The organism is Lysinibacillus sp. FSL H8-0500, from assembly GCF_038051955.1.
GTDB lineage: Bacteria > Bacillota > Bacilli > Bacillales_A > Planococcaceae > Lysinibacillus > Lysinibacillus macroides.
The window spans coordinates 3929337-3948124 of the sequence record NZ_CP150292.1 but is presented as its reverse complement, the minus strand read 5'-3'; the positions used below and the strand labels follow the sequence as shown (position 1 = coordinate 3948124).

Here is an 18788-nt window from a genome sequence, read left to right as displayed (position 1 = left end):
GGGAAATAAACTAACTACTACCAAAGGTTATCAGACGAGAATCTTTTAATCATGAATAGCTATGAGTTAATCATTTATCGTAAGCTTGCTTCATATAAATTCGGAGTTCAGTACAAAACGGCTCACTCGTTCTTTTTGTTTAATGATGGTTGTTCTAATAACGTTTTGGTCATGCATTCAGATGTGCTTTGTTAAGAAAAATTATATATAAAAATTTTGCTATTTATTATAAAATATTTTTACCACATTTGTATGATAGGTAGACGAATATCTCTAAAATGGAAAGTAAAATATGGTGATATCTAAATGATTTGGTAATAACTACCCAAAATCATTGTGGAATTAAAATAGAGAAAGGGAGAAATATCAATCTAAAATATATAGAAAAAGATATATCACTAATTCCTATTTATTTGTAAAACAGTCACCATGAATAATGAGAGAAAGAATGTGAGACTATGAAAAAAAAGAATAAAAACTTTAATAAGATAATGGCATCTACAATTACAGCGTCTGTTGTAGCAAGTACCTTAGTGACAGTTGTGCCAAATGCTAACGCAGCTACAACAAAATTCAAGGATGTGCCATCAAATGCATACTTTTATGAAGCAGTGAATAGTTTACATGCGCGTAATATTATTAGCGGCTATGATGATGGCACATTCCGTCCAAACGAAACTTTAACGCGGGCTCATGCAGCTAAAATCATTGCTCTTGCATTAGATTTGGATACAATAAACATCCAAGACCCAGGATTTAAAGATGTACCTAAGGAGCATAATGCCTATAAATATATTGCTGCATTAGCAAATCAGGGGATTATTGTAGGATCTGAAGGTGAATACAAACCGAATAATCCGCTAACTCGTGCCCAGATGGCTAAAATTATCTCATTAGCCTATAATTTAAAATCAGAAGATTCACAACAACTCGTATTTACAGATGTGAATCAAGACGATTGGTTTAGAAATTATGTTAGTACATTAATTGAAAATGAAATCACATCAGGAACGACTCCCACAACATTTTCGCCTAATAAAAATGTGACGCGTGGACAAATAGCAGCATTCGTTTACCGTAGTGAAAACAAAATAACACCTGTTCCTGTTCAAGTAAATGAGGTGATAGCTAATATTACAAATGAAACACTTGTGACATCTGAAAGAACGTACATACTTTCAGATGAACAAAAGAAATGGATGAATCCTATTAATTTAGCAGCTTTAAAAGGAGCTACCTTAAAACTCACTGTAAAAGAAAATAAAATTGAACAAATACAATCTATTGAATTAACTGCAAAAGGTACATCAAGTACAGATCCATCAAATCCATATGCAAATCATGTTGTATTTGATGGAAAAAATGCAATGATTGATGCGAATGTCAATGTCAATGGCGACTATGTCACAATAAAAAATATCACAATTAAAGGTGATTTACATGTTGGTAGAGGCGTCGAGAACTCTTTCTTCTCTGAATTCATAAAAGTAGAAGGGAAAACGACGATTGATGACTCCCTGCAAGTAGCAAGTCAAGCTAAATCCTATAAATCGTTTGTAGCAAAGGTTGCATCTATCAATAACTTCCCAGTGGCTGTAAATGAACCTACAGTGAGAGGAAGAGTTGTTTTCAGTGAATTTCAATTGGGTGATGTGGGTGTTGATAAAAACGCAGATGTTATTTTCCTATCGAAAACAGCTGGAACATCTACAGTAGGAGAAATTGTTGTTAGTAGCAATGTCACGTTAACTACTGATCGTTCAGTGGTGATCCCTAAAGTAGTGATTGCACAAGGAGCTACCAACGTTATCATCAACTCAAGTGTGAGTACTCTTGAAATCGTTAATAAAGAGTCAAAAGTAACAATAGGTCAAGATGTGAAAATTGGTAATCTTATTATTCCCGTAGATGTAAATCCTGCTGATATTATTCAAAATTACGAAGCGATAAAGAAAGAGATTGAACTAATTAACTGGGTAAAGAGTCAAGTCACAACACCGACAGCCCCATCCGAAAACAACTCAGGCGGTGGTAGTAGTAATGGAACAACGGACACAACAGCACCAACAGCAGTGACGGGTGTAATAGGCTCAAGTTTAGATACAAACCCTCTAGCACTAGGTGGCTTGCAAAATAGTATTTCTTGGACAGCTAACACGGCATCTGACCTTTCGTATTATGAAGTATTTCGATCAACCAATTCAAATGGCACTACTGGCGCAACGAAAGTAAGTAGTAATATTGGAAAAGGTATAACAGCATTTACTGATACTTCTGTCGTTTCAGGAACGATATACTATTATACGGTTTATGCTGTAGATACAAGTGGAAATCGATCAGCTAGTTCAAATATAGCGATGGTGACGACTGTTACTGATTCCTTTGTGCTAGCACCACCAGCACCATCTGGATTGCAGGGGGTGTCGCCAACTCTAGCAGGTAATGATGGAAAAATCACAGGTTTACAGGCAAGTATGTCCTATCAATACAAATTAGCTACTGACTCAAATTGGACGAATGTACCTTTATTAGCAACAGAAATTACAGGATTACAAGCAGGAAACTATGAAGTACGTTTTGCAGCAAATGGCAACTTACCAGCAAGTTTATCAGCGACAGTACCTGTTCCAAGTGCAGGTCAATCACAAGCACCTTCATCTATACGAGTGATTAATTTTGCGACACTAGGCAATGATGTCGTTGCTGTACCTACATTACCAGTAGGCTCAATCATTAACGTCTATGATGCAAGCACAAATGGTAATGTCATTGGAAGTTTGACAGTCGCAAATTTAACTCCGTTTAATATGGTAGACATTTTAGGAGGTTTTTCTCAAGGTCTCGATAAAGTATATGTAACAATTACAGAAAATGGGAAAACAGAAAGCGCAAGGGTAGAAAAAGGCATACCAACAACCTTCCCAGATGCGCCAACAGTTAATGATATTACGGTTACTGACAATGCCATTGGAGCAGATACAGTGACAGTGAAACTTCCCTCACCAATCAGCGATTATATAATTACTGTATATGATGTGTTAGGCAATCAATTAACTTGGAGTTTACTAGCTGATGGAAATGGTGAAAAATCAATTGCAATTCCCTCTGGTTTTGCCAATGGAACGTCTGAAATTGATGTAGCGATTGTAAAAGTAACAGATAATGAGACACAATATGCGGAGAGTTTAAGAACGCGCGTGAGTATCCAGCAGTTAGGTGTTTTAACCGTTACTTCACAGGACGATCCATTAAGTAACGATAAAGTAAATATCACAGTTGGTGAAACAGCAGATGCAGGAAATGAGTTTGCTTATAAAGTTTTTGATGATGTGATTGCAGTCATGACGGGTAAGCCATCATTTAATACAGATGTATCTTCTTGGGATGCACTTCCACCAGGCGGGAAAATTACAGCAGCTGCTGACAAGTTCGTGGTTGTAGTAGAAAGAACAACAACAGATAAACTTGCGAGAAAGATGGGACAAGTTATTGCAAACACAGTAGCGAATAACCCATTATTAGGAACGGTTACACTAGACGGGAAAGATGGCGTTAGCTCTCAAGATGGACAAATGGAAACGATTCGCCTGAAATTTTCAGCAAATATTGATCCAGCGACAGTCGATATTAATTCATTTACAGTCCCTGATTATACTGTGCAGTCTATAAAAGTAACAGATAAACATGGAAGAATACCACTACTGAGTGATGGTGTAACACCTAACTCTAAGTATACACAAGGTGAAAGTCAATATATCACAATTCGAGTAGCACCAGTGGCTGGCACGCACTTCACACCAACAGTTATTCAAAATCCGAATCAATCGATCGTAGATATGACTGGCGTGCATATAACGGGAATTAATGTGACAGCAGTGGATGAGGCTGCACCAGTGATTATTAGTTCAGCCTTTATTGACAATGATAATTCTAGTAGTGTGACTTCAGGAGATACACTAACGATCACCTTCTCTGAAGATGTAAATGTTAATTCTGGTGATTTAGCTGAGTTAGTGAATGATTTTACGTTAAGTAACGCCACTCATTCTACTTTTGCTTTTGCTAATGATGATACCTTTGAACTTTTAGGAAATACAGTTACGGTCACATTAGGTGCAACAACCGTATCAAAAATCGAACAAAACACGACCATTACGATGAGTGCAATTGGTGATGATATTTCTTTAAGAGACGCTGCCTTTAATAAAGCGAAGCCTCAAAAAGTGTTTGTAAATGAAAATGTATATTCTGATCCAAAAACAATAAATATAACGAACATACCATTATTTATTGTAACTCCAATTGCTGCACCTACTGCAATAAAAGCACAAGGAACTATTGAAGGAACAATAAAGTTAACAGGCTTAACAGATGGTGTTAATTATGAATATGTTATTGATAACAATCCTACAACATCTAACTGGTCAACGGTAATCCCTGCAACGCTATCAGGTACAACTGAAATTGATGATATTCCGGTCAATGCAGGGCAATATGTGCATATTCGTGTAGAATCAATAGGAGCGCAACCAGCAAGCGATGTGCAGGATTTGCAAATTGAGTTAAGCGATATCAAGCCTGCTGCTGCACCTAATGTGTTTGTAACGCCCAATGGTTTCTTTACAAAATTATACAATTTAGATGCCAGTCAGACTTATGAATATTTTATTGATAGCAACACAAGTGCAACAGACAATGCACCTGAGTGGGCAAATGCTCAAATTATAACAGGCGTTTCTGAGAAGAATGATATGCCAGCTGGTGTTTCACAATATATTCATATCCGTATAAAAGCAACTAGCGAAAAGCCAGCATCTTATATAAAAAGTATTCAAGGAGCTCCACTCTCGCCCCCTTGATGTAACTTATTAATAACCGAAAAGGATCACTATGTTAAGTGGTCCTTTTCATCTTTTTAGCTAAAATTATTTTATATAGAAGGTAAAAATCATGCAAATTTAAAAATTAAAGCAAACAAAAGTAAAGGAAGTATTCGCACATTTTAAAAATGTGAAGGGTGATTTTTTATTAAATAATTTAGACAACGACTCCTTTGTTATAGGCATTTCAGCGGATAAAAATGAGGAAATACTTGGGCTTGTCTTAGCGGAATATAAAGAGCTAAATAGGATGGGCATCATTTATTCGGTCAATGTTAGAGAGAACTCGCAAAATAAAAACATTGAAGAAAAGTTATTGAAGTTTGCCGAAAAGGAACTGAAGGCAAAAGGAGCTAAAGTTTTATACACCAATATTTTTCCTGAAACGAGCCCAAATATGAAATTTACATTAAGAAAGCAGTCGTGGATGCCACCAGCTTTAGATAAGACGCATTTTATTATTAGTGTGAAAGATATGAATCAAGAAAAATGGATTGAAACGAGCACTTTTCCCGAAGGTTTCTCTATTAAAGCATTGAATCAAATTCATGAAGCGGAGCTAGAATCGTTACGCAATGCTGATTGGTACCCTAAGCATTTATCACCCTTAGAGAACTTTCAATTTGGTGAAACTAGTCCACAAACAAGCTATTGGATTTATTTTAAAGATGAAATTATTGGGTGGATAATAAGTATAAATGTTAATAATGAATATTTATTTATTACTTCACTCTTCATTAAAGAAGATAGAAGGAATCATTATATTTTAAGACCATTACTAGGTGAGGTCATAAAAAATCAAATTCAACTGACCATTCCTTATGCTTGTTTTGATGTAAGAAACGAAGATAAAAAGGTATTAAATTTTTTTAAGAGTTATTTTAAGGACTATATTCATCATACAATTGAAATTCATAGTTCTTATAAAATAGTAAGACCGTAATACAGAATCTTTAACATGCATTAGCGTAATCAGAGGTTAAGAGTTTTTATATTGTGGGCTACGATAGAAATCATCATGTCTTATAACGTAAATTCATCCTGTAAGCTTATGGAAGGCTCCCTTTTAAATGAGGGCTCCTCCTCCATGTAGAATCTATTTGTCTTAATTTAGTGATTATTTCTTTTAAAGAGGCTTATTAGCAAAAAGGATTTTAGCATGTTATAAAATTAATCAAATGAAACCGCTCTAAGGGATAAAGAGCAGTTTTTTATTATCCCTCATTTTTAATAATTAGTTCATGCTCTGTTCATTTAACAAATTTAAGCTATGAGTAATTAAAGAAATGGAGGGGTTAGTGATGAATCTTGCATGGAAAGAAATGAAGAAGAATAAAGTTCGGTTTTTAATCTTGGGTTCCATTATCTTCCTAGTTAGCTTTTTAACCTTTATGATCTCGGGTTTGGCAAATGGTCTATCACAGGATAATGCGGCTTTCATTAAGGATTTACCACAGGGGCAATTTTATATGGCTGAGGATGCAGATGGCACATTTAATCTTTCAAGAATCGATAGCGATCTGCAGCAGGAGATCATCCGTAAAGAGAAGGAGGCTGTGGCTTTTTCGATGCAGATGGGCTTTTTAAACGATCAGGATGATAAACAGCAAAGTGTAGCCTTTGTTACATCTAGGGAATCAACACTTTTTAGCGCTGTATATCAAGGCGAGGTAATTTTGGATAGCTCGCTGCAAGATAAGGGCATTCAAGTTGGAGATATATTAACGAATAATCAATACAATGGAAAGTTCATCGTAAAAGGCTTTGTAGCGCAAAAGAAATATAGTCATGCACCTGTCGCTTATATTAGTGAAGAGGCTTACGAGGAGATGTATCGAGTAAAGGATAAGCAGTTAATTTATGTACCAAATAGCGAGCCGCAAAATTTTAAGGGACTCCAAGCATATAGCAATAAAGAGTTTCTTAATACCATCCCTAGTTATAATGCGGAACAGTTATCTTTAAATATGATTATATGGTTTTTAGTGGTGATTAGTGGTCTGCTGTTTGCTATTTTCTTCTATATGATGAATGTGCAAAAAATTGGTTTGTATGGCATTTTAAAAGCGATAGGTGTAAAGACAAGTAAATTATTTAACATGATTTGGACACAAATGGTCATTATTACAGTGGTCTCACTAGTGTTATCAATTAGCCTTAGCCAACTAGTCAATCTAGTTTCTCCAAAAGAGATGCCTTTTTCATTAACAATTAGCACCACTATACAATTAGCACTTGTGTTTTTAGTGATTGGCTTTATTGGAGCTACGTTGTCAGGGCTACAGATTAAAAAAATTGAACCGTTACAGGCAATACAGCAAGGGGAGGCTTAAGCATGACATTATTTACGATTGATAAAGTAAGAAAGACATTTAAAAATGGTGAGGTCGAGGAGGAAATTTTAAAAGGTATTAATCTTTCGCTAAAAGAGGGAGAGATTACAGCATTGGTGGGTGCATCGGGTTCGGGGAAAAGTACGCTGTTAACCATCGCTGCGGGGCTTCAATCAGCCACAGATGGACAAGTGCTATTTGAAGATCAAAATCTTACGACGATGAATACTGAGCAGATACGAAAACTGCGTGCGAGTAAATTTGGTTTTGTCTTTCAATTTTCTCACCTTGTACCGTTTCTTACAGTGGAGGAGCAGTTGTTATTAATGCTTGATATTGCTGAATCGCCATTAAAGAAGCATGAACAACAATCGGAAGTGCATCGCCTTTTGCAATTAGTTGGAATGGCTCATCGTAAAGCAGCTTATCCTGCCGTATTATCAGGTGGTGAAAAGCAGCGTGTCGCCATTGCACGTGCTATTATTCATCAACCAAGAGTATTGTTTGCCGACGAGCCAACAGCTAGTTTAGATTCACAGCGCTCCCAGGAAATTATGCAGCTGCTCAGCGAATTAACGACAACTTTAAATATTACCACATTAATGGTGACACATGATGAAGAAATGTTAGCTTATGCAGATCGTATAATTAAAATAAGTGATGGTGCTGTATTATCAAATACCCTATACTAGTCTTAAACGTAGATGCTACAATTATATCTTTTATAATTGTAGTATTTTCTATGTCATAGGTTGTTGAGCATAAAATTTGTTCAGTAGGGTAAAGAGTGATGATGGAGGAGGGAGAATATGAGGAATATTTTGAAGGTGGCTTGTTTGCTTGTACTACTGGTCATTTTTCTACCAAAGGAAGCGCATGCAGCGAGTTTTCGAGATTTAACAGATGAAACATTGGCGACAGAAATTGACTATTTGGTGGAGCAAGATATTATAGAGGGCTATCCAAATAATATATTTAAGCCAAATGACCATGTCACAAGGGCACAGGTAGCGATTATGTTGACACGTGCATTAGGGTTAAATACAGTGGAAATAGAAAATCCAAATTATCAAGATATACCAACTACTCATAAATATTATAAAGAAATTGCAGCGGTGCAAAACGCTGGCATTTTTAAAGCCGCCTCAAATTTCGAACCAAATGCTACACTTTCGAGAGGAGAAATGGCAATTGTATTGCAAAGAGCCTTTCAGTTAAAGGGGAATGACCCACATTATTATTTTACAGATGTGACGAAGCAGACGCCAGGCTATCAGGCAATTTTAGCAGTTGCTCATAATCATATCGTGAAGGGCTATAGTGATAGGTCATTTAAGCCAAATCAACCTTTAACACGTGCGCATTTTTCAGCCTTTTTAGCGCGAGCGATGACGCTTGCTAAGCCAAACCTAGCAAAAGATCGTCGCTTTATTTACACATATAATTACTATTCGCTAGGTGATCATAAACGTTATACGTTAAATTATAAATACGATCATTTTGATGGCAAAAATGATGTTTGGACAGTTACTGATGCAAATACGGGAAAGCGTGTTTATTATGAGCTTTTATATAATGGTATTGACGTATATGGTGAAGCTTTGGTTACTGATGATGACTATGCTTCACATTATGATTTATACATTCAAACACCACTTCGAATAGGTGTTATTGAACACGAGAATGAACCGAAAGTTACTATGGGTTCACGCATAACGGTTAAATCAACGAATGATACGGTGCAAGCTGGTGAAGTGCAATATACAGGTGCAATTGTTTTTGAAATAACATCCATTTATGCGGATGGTGTGACCACTTGCTATTATGTAGATAATGTCGGTTTAGTAAAGATGCTGCATAATGACAAGGTCGTTTATGAGCTGCTTGACCGCACCCTAAAGTAATATTTTAGAGGGCTTCAAAATTATTGGAGCCCTCTTTTTATTGGTGTAAAGAGATATGAAAAAAACGTTGAAGTGCGTGAAGCCATTCTTCATCGGTTTGTGTGGTATAGGTTGTAAGGGATTGCCCTTCATAGATTCTAAATTCATTGTTGAACATTGTATGACGGCCATAGGGTGTTCGAATCATCGCAATTTTATTTTTTTGCTTGGACAGTCGGGGTGCGAATTTTGCATCATTCGCATCATCATGAAAACTATACAGCAAACGCCAATGATGCTTCATTTGCTCAAAAAGCATCCAACCATTTACCTCATCGTACTCTATTTTATAAAGTTCTCTGCCTTCACGATGCTGATAACCAGCCATTAATGGCACAGGCTTACAGGGCGCTAAAGCACCAACACCTACATCTGCAATATAAGATTGTCCAGCATCATTTACTAATAATAGCTGGTGCATCGGAATTTCCTCAGGAGGTGTATTTTCGGTTACATTACGCCAAAACTGTGCATAGCGATTGGTTACAGAAAAACCAAGCTCTCGTAAAAGCCAGCTAAATAAAATATTCAGCTCAAAACAATTGCCGCCACGTTGTTCAATAATTATTTTGTGAAATAAATCAGGAATAGCGAAGGAGATACTATGTTTCAAGACGACATCTAAATTTTCATAAGGAATGGTTAGTAAATGGCGAGTTTGTAACTGCCCAAGTAGCTGTATAGTCGGCTTTAAAGTTCCTTGAAATCGAATATGCCGTAAATACTGTTGAATTTGTGCATTCATTAAACCGCCTCACCTCCCTATTAATAACATAACCGAAATAGCTTAAGAATACACGTATAATATTTGGCAGTAAATAATAGAAAAATAGTTAAATAACTTGTAGAATTAATTTATTAACTACTATAAAGTGAAATAAATTCTATTTTAGTTAAAACAACAATTATAAGGAAGGTATATATGACAAATAACATGACATGGATTGAAGTTAGTACATATGAGGAAATGAGCGAAGTTGCTGCAAAAATTTTTTCCAAGCAAATACAGAATAAGCCAAACAGTATTTTAGGATTAGCTACGGGTGGCTCACCAGTGGGCATGTATAAAAAATTAATAGCGCAACACGAGGCAGGGCACTTATCTTTTAAAAATATACAAACCTTTAATCTGGATGAATATGTAGGGCTTGATCAAACAAGTCCAGCAAGCTATTGGACATTTATGCACGATAACTTATTTAATTTTATAGATATTCAACCCCAAAATATCCATTTGCCAAATGGGAAGGCAGAGAATTTAGCTGCTGAATGTGCAGCCTATGATGCTAGTATTGAAGCAGCAGGTGGTATTGATTTACAGCTTCTTGGTATTGGTGTAAATGGGCATATTGCTTTTAATGAGCCAGGCACTCCGTTTGATTCGATGACCAATATTGTTGAATTAACAGAATCTACAAGAACAGAAAATGCGATTTACTTTGATGATCCATCTGAGGTACCAACACATGCGATTACAATGGGTATTCAATCCATTATGAAGGCAAAGGAAATTGTCCTTATTGCCTTTGGTGAAAAAAAGTTGGATGCTATTGAAAAATTGAAAAGTGGCAATATTACAGAAAATTTTCCAGCAAGCCAATTATTAACACACCCACATGTTACGATTATTTATGGTGGAACAAAATAATAAGGGGTTTTAGGTTAGCCCTTTTCTACATGCTGAAAAATAAATCTGTTGAGACAATCCCTGTGAATATTTACAGGGATTTTTTTGTTCCCTCTGTAGTTCGAATAGAAGAGTCGTTGTAGCTTCAATTCTGTTTCATTCACAGCTCACGTTTTGAAGTGGGCGTCTTATAGTCTGTCGCATAAAGAACATTATAAATATTTGAACATTTATCAAGCCCTTTTTTGAGAAGTGGGGCATTTCATTTTGAGATGATACACTCTATACTATTAAATGATAGTGAGAATCATTCTCTATAAGAGTTGGTGAGATCTGGAGGCATTGTGATACGTATGATAGAAAGTTTACGCAATGATCTCTATACTTGTCTAAACATTCGTTTTAAAACCAAGTGATTAAAGGTTGTGATAATAATGGCTTTATATGAACAGCTAGCACAGGCATTTGTCCAAATACCAGTTAATATACTGGGGGTGTATAAAAATCCGATTCCAGCAAACGGGATTTTTCGTGGACATGTTGATCATCCAACTACAAAGTGTGCACTGTTAATCATCTTATATGGACAGGCAGAGTTTATGTTCGATGAAGCAGAGCATTATCAATTGAGTGCGGGTGAAGGATTTTTTGGTGGTGTTAACAAAAGGATGGAAATACGCACAGGAGAAGAGGCCGCTGAATATTTTCTAGTACATTATTTACCTGTATCTCATAACGAGACTAATAGTTCATTGCTGACTGAAGTTTCGACTTTTCAAGTAGAATTAACATCTGAGTTATTACAGCTTCAGGAAAAATTACAGTCGACTGCAGCTCTACCTGATATGGTGAGCCAATTAGAACAAAAAGGCTTGTTTTATCATCTTGTTTCTACCGTTCTTCGAGAAGAGCGTCATGGACAAAACAAAGAAAGTTCTCCTGTCATCATAGATGCCGTGCAATATATCCAGAAACATTATGATGAACGATTAACACTTGAGCAGCTTGCTGTACGCTATGGTATGAGCGGTAAATATTTTTCTTATTTATTTCATAAATATATGGGCATTGCGCCAATAGATTATATGATTCGCTATCGGATGAAGCGTGCGGAGGAGCTGCTCTATACAACGAGTGCGACGATTCAAGAAATTGCGGAGGCTGTCGGTTACAAAGACCCAAATTATTTTAGTAGAATATTCAAAACACATATGGGTCTCTCACCCAAGAAAAGACGTGAGTTAAGACAAATGTTGTAAATTACTTGTTGTCTGGAAATTGTCCAGAAATATTTCGGGAATTATGACATACTATCCTGATCAAATACAGTCTAAAATATATAAGAATGATAATCATTATCATTTATGAAATAGTAGATGGGAGAAATCAAGGATGAAGGTAGTTTATAGTAATTTTCGACGAACTTTTCTAATTATGCTAGGCTGTTTATTGCTGTTAACAGCTTGCAATAGTAATCAGGAGAAGGAGCAAGTGGACGAACAAAAAAAGTCACCTGAACAAGAGGATGCAACGGCAGAGGCAACTTGGCCGCATACGTATGTAGATTCAAGAGGTAAGGAAATTACCTTGACGGAAAAACCAGAGCGTATTGCCTCTGTTACATGGATGGTTACAGAAAATTTATTGGCATTGGAGCGTCCACCTATTGCTGCTGATACAGTAGCGATGATGTCCGAATGGGCTTCTATGAAAGATTATTTTGACAAATATACGATTGAGGATCTTGGCGATATGAACTCGAATCTTGAAAAGTTACTGGCAATGCAGCCAGATTTAATTTTGGCTACTAATTATAACGAAGAGGTTCTTGAGCAGTTAGAAAAAATTGCCCCTGTTATTGTCTTTGACGGCGATGCTTTATTTAGTAACTGGGTAGAATCGTTGCGAGAAGTTGGCAAGGCGCTTAACGAAACAGAGGCGGCAGAAACGTTTATTAGTGAAACAATGTCAATCGTGGACAATGGCAAGGAGCAATTGAAAGATGCGAATATAGGCACAATTGGATTTATGCGTCTTGTGAACAAGGATATGTATTTATTTGATCAAAATCAACTGGCGATGTATTACGATTCAGCAAAAGGTTTAGGTTTGCAAGTGCCGCCAAATTGGCCAGAGAAAACAGGCACAATTCAATTAGAGTCGCTACCCGATATTAATCCTGATCATTTATTTGTATCTAGTGGGGAAGATCCAGTATTGTTTGATGAGCTTAAGGAAAGTTCAGTATGGCAAGGATTAACAGCTAGTCAAAAAAATCAAGTACATGCAATTGACTTATCAGGCTTAACGGGTGGTGCATTGGCAACAAGATACGGAGTAGAAACAATTCTCTCCGCATTGCAATAGTAGAGTAATAGCTAAAGAATGTAGAAGGCACGATTCAATCATGGATTGTGTCTTCTGCTATAAAGGAGGCAATGATTTGATGAATATAGATATAAAAAATGAAGAGTTATCGCCTATTAGACGTCTTCTTGATTGGATGGGAAAAAAGAGGGGTATGTCCATTGTATTTGCCGCCATGTTAGCTGTATTATCGACAGCGCTTGGACTTGTACCGTATCTTGTTGTTTATGTGATTGCTGAAAAGGTCTTAGGTAGCGGGGAAGGCTGGCTAGAGCAGCAATCCTATATAGCACTTGGAACTGTAGCATTATTGGCTATATTGGGGAAAGGCTGGTTATTTGCTTTGTCAACCAGAATGGCCCATTTAGTAGCGTTTCCTGTACTTTACGACATTCGAATTTTGCTAGCGAAGAAACTAGCGACTTTACCGCTTGGTTATTTTCAAACGCATTCGACGTCAGAAATTAAAGATATGATGAATGAGAAGGTCGAACGATTAGAAGAAGGAATTGCGCATTTTATTCCAGAAATGACGGCTTCTACGGCTGTTCCTTTTTTGACAGTCGTAACAATGTTTCTAATTGATTGGCGTATGGGACTAGCTGCGTTGCTTTATGTACCTGTCGTGTATTGTAGCTTTAAATGGGTTCTACGTAAGCTAGGTATCATTGGTCCAGAATTGCAAAAGCAGCAGATGCGCGTGATGGAAGCGGTGTTACAGTATGTATACGGCATGAAAGTCATTAAGGCATTTGCTCGCGCAGATGCAAGTTATGATTCGTTTCGCACAGTTATAGAGGATAGCTCACAAAAGATGTTAGCACTCAACCTTCGTATATTTCGCTATAAAGGGCTAGTGGTTGGCTTGTCTCGAGGTGGTCTACTGTTTGTTATTCCAACAGGTATTTGGCTGTATAGCACGGGAACACTTGGAATTCCAACATTTGTATTCTTTGTGCTTATGACTCTCAGTTTTGGTAAGACGATTTTTGATGTGATTCATAGTGGCAGTCATGCGATAGATATTGTCAAACGTAGTATGGACAGTATTACAGCCTTTTTGCAGGAAAAATCCCTACCTGAACCAACTGAACCTTTACTGCCAAAGGGTAGTGAAATTCGCTTTCACAAAGTTTCATTTTCCTATGATGAAAAACGTTCTGTATTGAAAGATCTTTCTTTTGTTGCACCAGAAGGCAAGGTGACAGCATTAGTTGGTACTTCAGGCTCAGGCAAATCCACCATTGTTCGGCTGGTATCGCGTTTTTGGGATGTAAAGAATGGTGCTGTATCGATTGGGAATGTAGATGTACGACAGATTGCTTCTCTGGAGCTGGCGCGAAATGTTTCCTGTGTGTTTCAAGATGTCTTTCTTTTTAACGATACCATCATGGAAAATATCCGCATCGGCAAACCAAATGCTAGTGATGAAGAAGTGATGGAGGCAGCGAAAAAGGCAAGCTGTCATGCATTTATTATGGAATTACCAGAGGGCTATCAAACACAAGCAGGTGAGCATGGGAGCCGTTTAAGCGGAGGACAGCGTCAGCGTATTAGTATTGCTAGAGCTATTCTTAAAGATGCACCCATTCTACTTTTGGATGAAGCAACTGCCTATGTTGATGCAGAGAATGAGGCACGTATTCAAGAGGCACTGACAGCCTTGATGCATCCAAAAAGCGGCAAACCGAAAACAATGATTGTTGTGGCACATCGACTAGGGACAATTGCTGACGCAGACCAAATTGTTGTTATACATGATGGAGAAATTGAGGCAACTGGCACACATGATGAGTTGCTACAACAGCAAACACGTTATGCACAGATGTGGACCAAATTTTTAGCGACAGAGCAAGGAATAGTGAATGAGAACAAAGCTGAAGTATTCGGAATCGACCATACACAGGATGTTGCTGTGCATACTGGCTCTTCCACCCATTCTACCTTGCCCGCTACTCCAAATCATCCCTATACAACGCTGAGTGAGCCTAATGGATATTGGCGCAAGCTTTTGCAATTAGCAGGACCTGATCGTAAACAGTTGCTACGTGCTTGTCTGTTTCCTTTATTAGCAGCTCCCCTTATTAGCTTAACAACATGGTCCGTCATGGCGATTATCCAAGCGTTGACTGTTATGGATATGACTCAGGCATGGGGATACGCTGCAATATTATTATTTTGTTTAATTGGTCAAGTGTTTTTAACCATCGCTTCTTTCCGCGGTTTTGAACGCTATGATAACGCAGTAGGACGACGTTTACGTATTTATCTTGGACAGCATTTGCGGCGTTTGCCAATGGGCTTCTTTCTTACAAAAGATGCAGGCACAATTCAAACAAGGTTGACAACGGATGCTTCTGGCTTTGGAGGTTTGTCTATATTTGACTCGATAGGGACACTGATACGCGGCATAGTAGCTCCTGCCCTGCTGTTTGGCGCTATGCTTTGGCTTGATTGGCGACTTTCTTTATTTGCATTGTTAGGTATACCTGCGTATTTAATCATGACACGTTTCATTAACAGGATGTTCGATGAAACAATGAAGCAGCAAAACGAAGCAAAGAGTGCAGCCAACAATCAAATTCTTGAGTATATTCAGGGCATACCCGTTATTCGTTCATTTGCTTCTAATCATACAAGACTTGAACGCTATGAAAAAGCGATGGCTGCTTATCGTGATGCCAATATGACAGTTCAAAATCGAATGACACCGTATCAGTTTTGGTATAGCTCCTTATTTGAAGTTGGCTTTGCGGCTGTTTTACTAGCGGGTAGTGTGTTGTATTCAATCGGTTCACTATCAGGAATGACCTTCTTACTCTTTATGATTTTGATGCTTGGTTTTTTTGAGCCCATTCCTTTATTGAATTATACATTATCCCGACGACTTTATTTGGCGGCAGCCAGTCGAGTGTCCGAGGTGCTTGATGTACCTGTGCTACCAGAGCCAGAGATAGCACAAGAGCAGAAGCCAGTAGGCGTAGGAATCGAACTACACAAAGTTTCCTTTTCTTATGAAGGGCGCAAACAAGGGGAGCGTACCATCATTAATGATCTTACTTTATCTATTCCAGCACATAGTATGACAGCATTTGTAGGGCCATCTGGTGGTGGAAAAACAACGCTACTTAATCTTATTGCAAGATTTTGGGATGTACAAGCTGGGCACATTCGTATTGGTGGTGTGGATGTGCGTGATATGCGGATGGACACATTAATGAGCCATCTATCGATTGTATTTCAGGATGTTTATTTGTTTAAAGATAGCGTGCTTAATAATATTCGTTTTGGACGTCCAGAGGCAACAGAGGAGGAAGTTATTGCTGCAGCAAAAGCTGCTCGCTGCCATGAATTTATTGTCGCGTTACCAGATGGATACAATACACGGATTGGCGAAGGAGGTTCTTCTTTGTCAGGAGGTGAAAAGCAACGAATTTCGATTGCACGAGCGATCTTAAAAGATGCCCCAATTGTACTGCTGGATGAGGCTACATCGAGTATTGATCCAGAAAACGAATGGGAGATTCAAGCAGCGCTTCGTGCATTAACCGTCAACAAAACATTAGTAGTCGTAGCACATCGACTAAGCACCATTCAGCATGCAGATCAAATCGTGATGATTAATGAAGGGCAAATCATCCAACAAGGAACACATGAGCAATTACTTCGTGTACCTGGACTGTATCGCCAATTTTGTGAAGAACGTAATCGTGCACAGCAATGGACCTTATCTAATAATACGGATGCCAATGCTATGATAGGAGGATAATATGATTCGACGTTTTTTTAGCTATTATCAGCCTTATAAGGGATTATTTTTAGTTGATTTTGGTTGTGCTATTTTAGCAGGTTTATTGGAATTAGCTTTCCCGTTAGTCGTGAATTTATTTATTGATGATTTGCTACCTGATGGTAAATGGGACTTAATTATTTGGGCGTCGCTTGGTTTATTGGCATTATATACCCTCAACACAGTGCTTTTGTATATTGTTAATTATTGGGGGCATATGCTTGGTATCCATATTGAAACCGATATGCGTCGCAAATTGTTTGCACATATCCAAAAGCTGTCATTTCGCTTTTTTGATAATACGAAAACAGGGCATTTGATTGGCCGTCTGACAAACGATATGAACATGATTGGTGAGATGGCACATCATGGACCAGAGGATTTATTTATTGCAGTGATGACATTGGCTGGTTCATTTGGCTTGATGATGATGATTAATTGGAAGTTAGCGGTACTGACATTTGTTGTCGTACCAGTCATCATTTGGGTTGTCGTTTATTTTAACGGTAAAATGACGAAGGCTATTCATCAACTGTTTCGAGACATTGGCGACTTCAATGCGAGAATTGAAGACAATGTAGGTGGCATTCGTGTGGTGAAAGCATTTTCTAATGAGGCACATGAGGAAGCACAATTTGACGTGAACAATAATCGTTTCCGTCTTACAAAGCTACGCTCTTACAAGCTGATTGCCAGTAACGGCTCGATCAGTTATATGATGATGCGATTTGTCAGCCTGTTTGTCATGGTATGTGGTACATGGTTTGTGATCCGTCAAGATTTAACGTATGGGGAATTTGTCGCTTTTTTACTATTAACAAATGTATTTTTCCGACCTATTGAAAAAATAAATGCTATTGTAGAAAGTTACCCGCAAGGCTTTGCTGGCTTTAAGCGCTATGTTGAGCTCTTAGATACAGAGCCAGATGTGGCAGATGCTCCTGATGCAATTGAGCTAGCACCCCTTCAACGAGATATTCATTATGATCACGTATCTTTTAGCTATGAAGGAGAAAAGCAAATACTAAGCAAGATTAGCCTGCGCATTCGTAAAGGAGAGACGATTGCTTTTGTAGGACCTTCTGGAGCAGGTAAAACCACAATATGTAGCTTATTGCCGCGTTTCTATGAGGTAGAGGAGGGAGCAATTCGTATTGATGGTGTAGATATTCGGCAGGTAACACAGGAATCGTTGCGCCGACAGATTGGTATTGTCCAGCAGGATGTGTTTTTGTTTGCTGGCACAATTCGAGAGAATATTAGCTATGGTAAACTAGTAGCAAGCGAAGAAGAGTTATGGGAGGCTGCGCGTAGAGCTCGGCTTGACTCATTTATTCGTGAGCAGGAGCTCGGTATGGATACAGTTATCGGTGAACGGGGTGTGAAGCTATCTGGAGGACAGAAGCAACGGCTGGCTATCGCTCGCATGTTCTTGAAAAATCCACCTATTCTGATACTGGATGAAGCAACTTCCGCATTAGATACAGAAACAGAGCAAGCGATTCAGCATTCACTTGCAGAATTGGCGGAAGGACGTACAACGCTCATTATTGCCCATCGACTAGCAACCATTAAAGATGCAGATCGAATTGTTGTGGTAACAGAGCAAGGCATTGTGGAGCAAGGAACGCATCATGAGTTACTTGCTACTGAAGGCGTGTACAGTCGACTTCATCAGGCGCAATTTGGTCATGTATAAGTTTTAGCATCAACATCAACTCGTACTAAATTTGGTGCGAGTTGTATTTTTTTACATAATACAATTAATAGCTAAATATAACTGTTTTAGAGAAGAGGAATGTAGGGAACAAAACTAGAAGATATAATCATTAGAGTCGTGAAAGGATG

Annotated in this window: 11 protein-coding genes; 10 read left to right on the top strand and 1 reads right to left on the bottom strand. The window is 38.0% G+C overall.

What is annotated here, in order from left to right; translation table 11 throughout:
* Positions 1–458: 458 nt before the first annotated feature.
* The 5 genes from MHB44_RS18825 to MHB44_RS18805 all read left to right on the top strand — a co-directional run bounded on the left by MHB44_RS18825 (position 459) and on the right by MHB44_RS18805 (position 9117).
* The gene (locus MHB44_RS18825; protein ID WP_341300412.1) at positions 459–4859 is read left to right on the top strand and encodes an S-layer homology domain-containing protein; all 4401 of its coding nucleotides are present in this window, start codon (positions 459–461) and stop codon (positions 4857–4859) included.
* A 151-nt stretch (positions 4860–5010) separates the two neighbouring features.
* Entirely contained in the window at positions 5011–5823 is an 813-nt protein-coding gene (locus MHB44_RS18820) for a GNAT family N-acetyltransferase (RefSeq protein ID WP_341300411.1), read from the top strand.
* A 358-nt stretch (positions 5824–6181) separates the two neighbouring features.
* Positions 6182–7213, top strand: a complete 1032-nt coding sequence (locus MHB44_RS18815; RefSeq protein WP_341300410.1) for an ABC transporter permease — start codon at positions 6182–6184, stop codon at positions 7211–7213.
* Positions 7214–7215: 2 nt separating this feature from the next.
* Complete coding sequence (locus MHB44_RS18810) at positions 7216–7905, top strand: ABC transporter ATP-binding protein (protein WP_341300409.1); 690 nt, start codon at positions 7216–7218, stop codon at positions 7903–7905.
* 117 nt (positions 7906–8022) lie between these two features.
* Positions 8023–9117: an S-layer homology domain-containing protein gene (locus MHB44_RS18805; RefSeq protein WP_341300408.1), complete on the top strand. Its 1095-nt coding sequence runs from the start codon at positions 8023–8025 to the stop codon at positions 9115–9117.
* 37 nt (positions 9118–9154) lie between these two features.
* On the opposite strand, the gene MHB44_RS18800 is transcribed toward MHB44_RS18805, so the two are convergent.
* The gene (locus MHB44_RS18800) at positions 9155–9901 is read right to left on the bottom strand and encodes an arylamine N-acetyltransferase (protein ID WP_341300407.1); all 747 of its coding nucleotides are present in this window, start codon (positions 9899–9901) and stop codon (positions 9155–9157) included.
* 189 nt (positions 9902–10090) lie between these two features.
* On the opposite strand from MHB44_RS18800, the gene nagB reads away from it, so the two are divergent.
* From nagB to MHB44_RS18775, 5 genes are all read left to right on the top strand, one after another.
* The gene (gene nagB, locus MHB44_RS18795; protein ID WP_341303005.1) at positions 10091–10804 is read left to right on the top strand and encodes a glucosamine-6-phosphate deaminase; all 714 of its coding nucleotides are present in this window, start codon (positions 10091–10093) and stop codon (positions 10802–10804) included.
* A 413-nt stretch (positions 10805–11217) separates the two neighbouring features.
* A complete protein-coding gene (locus MHB44_RS18790; RefSeq protein ID WP_341300406.1) occupies positions 11218–12042 on the top strand; it encodes an AraC family transcriptional regulator in 825 nt (274 codons plus the stop codon).
* A 133-nt stretch (positions 12043–12175) separates the two neighbouring features.
* The gene (locus MHB44_RS18785) at positions 12176–13150 is read left to right on the top strand and encodes an iron-siderophore ABC transporter substrate-binding protein (RefSeq protein WP_341300405.1); all 975 of its coding nucleotides are present in this window, start codon (positions 12176–12178) and stop codon (positions 13148–13150) included.
* 79 nt (positions 13151–13229) lie between these two features.
* Positions 13230–16919 (top strand): ABC transporter ATP-binding protein, encoded by a 3690-nt coding sequence (locus MHB44_RS18780; protein WP_341303004.1) that lies wholly within the window; start codon positions 13230–13232, stop codon positions 16917–16919.
* A gap of 1 nt (position 16920) precedes the next feature.
* Positions 16921–18639: an ABC transporter ATP-binding protein gene (locus tag MHB44_RS18775; RefSeq protein WP_341300404.1), complete on the top strand. Its 1719-nt coding sequence runs from the start codon at positions 16921–16923 to the stop codon at positions 18637–18639.
* The last annotated feature ends 149 nt before the right edge of the window (positions 18640–18788 follow it).

Bases quoted from the DNA above. Each gene is read 5' to 3' on its own strand.
- MHB44_RS18815 (WP_341300410.1), top strand. From the start codon at position 6,182: ATGAATCTTGCATGGAAAGAAATGAAGAAGAATAAAGTTCGGTTTTTA.
- MHB44_RS18790 (WP_341300406.1), top strand. From the start codon at position 11,218: ATGGCTTTATATGAACAGCTAGCACAGGCATTTGTCCAAATACCAGTT.
- MHB44_RS18810 (WP_341300409.1), top strand. From the start codon at position 7,216: ATGACATTATTTACGATTGATAAAGTAAGAAAGACATTTAAAAATGGT.
- nagB (WP_341303005.1), top strand. From the start codon at position 10,091: ATGACATGGATTGAAGTTAGTACATATGAGGAAATGAGCGAAGTTGCT.
- MHB44_RS18775 (WP_341300404.1), top strand. From the start codon at position 16,921: ATGATTCGACGTTTTTTTAGCTATTATCAGCCTTATAAGGGATTATTT.
- MHB44_RS18780 (WP_341303004.1), top strand. From the start codon at position 13,230: ATGAATATAGATATAAAAAATGAAGAGTTATCGCCTATTAGACGTCTT.
- MHB44_RS18805 (WP_341300408.1), top strand. From the start codon at position 8,023: ATGAGGAATATTTTGAAGGTGGCTTGTTTGCTTGTACTACTGGTCATT.
- MHB44_RS18785 (WP_341300405.1), top strand. From the start codon at position 12,176: ATGAAGGTAGTTTATAGTAATTTTCGACGAACTTTTCTAATTATGCTA.
- MHB44_RS18800 (WP_341300407.1), bottom strand. From the start codon at position 9,901: ATGAATGCACAAATTCAACAGTATTTACGGCATATTCGATTTCAAGGA.
- MHB44_RS18825 (WP_341300412.1), top strand. From the start codon at position 459: ATGAAAAAAAAGAATAAAAACTTTAATAAGATAATGGCATCTACAATT.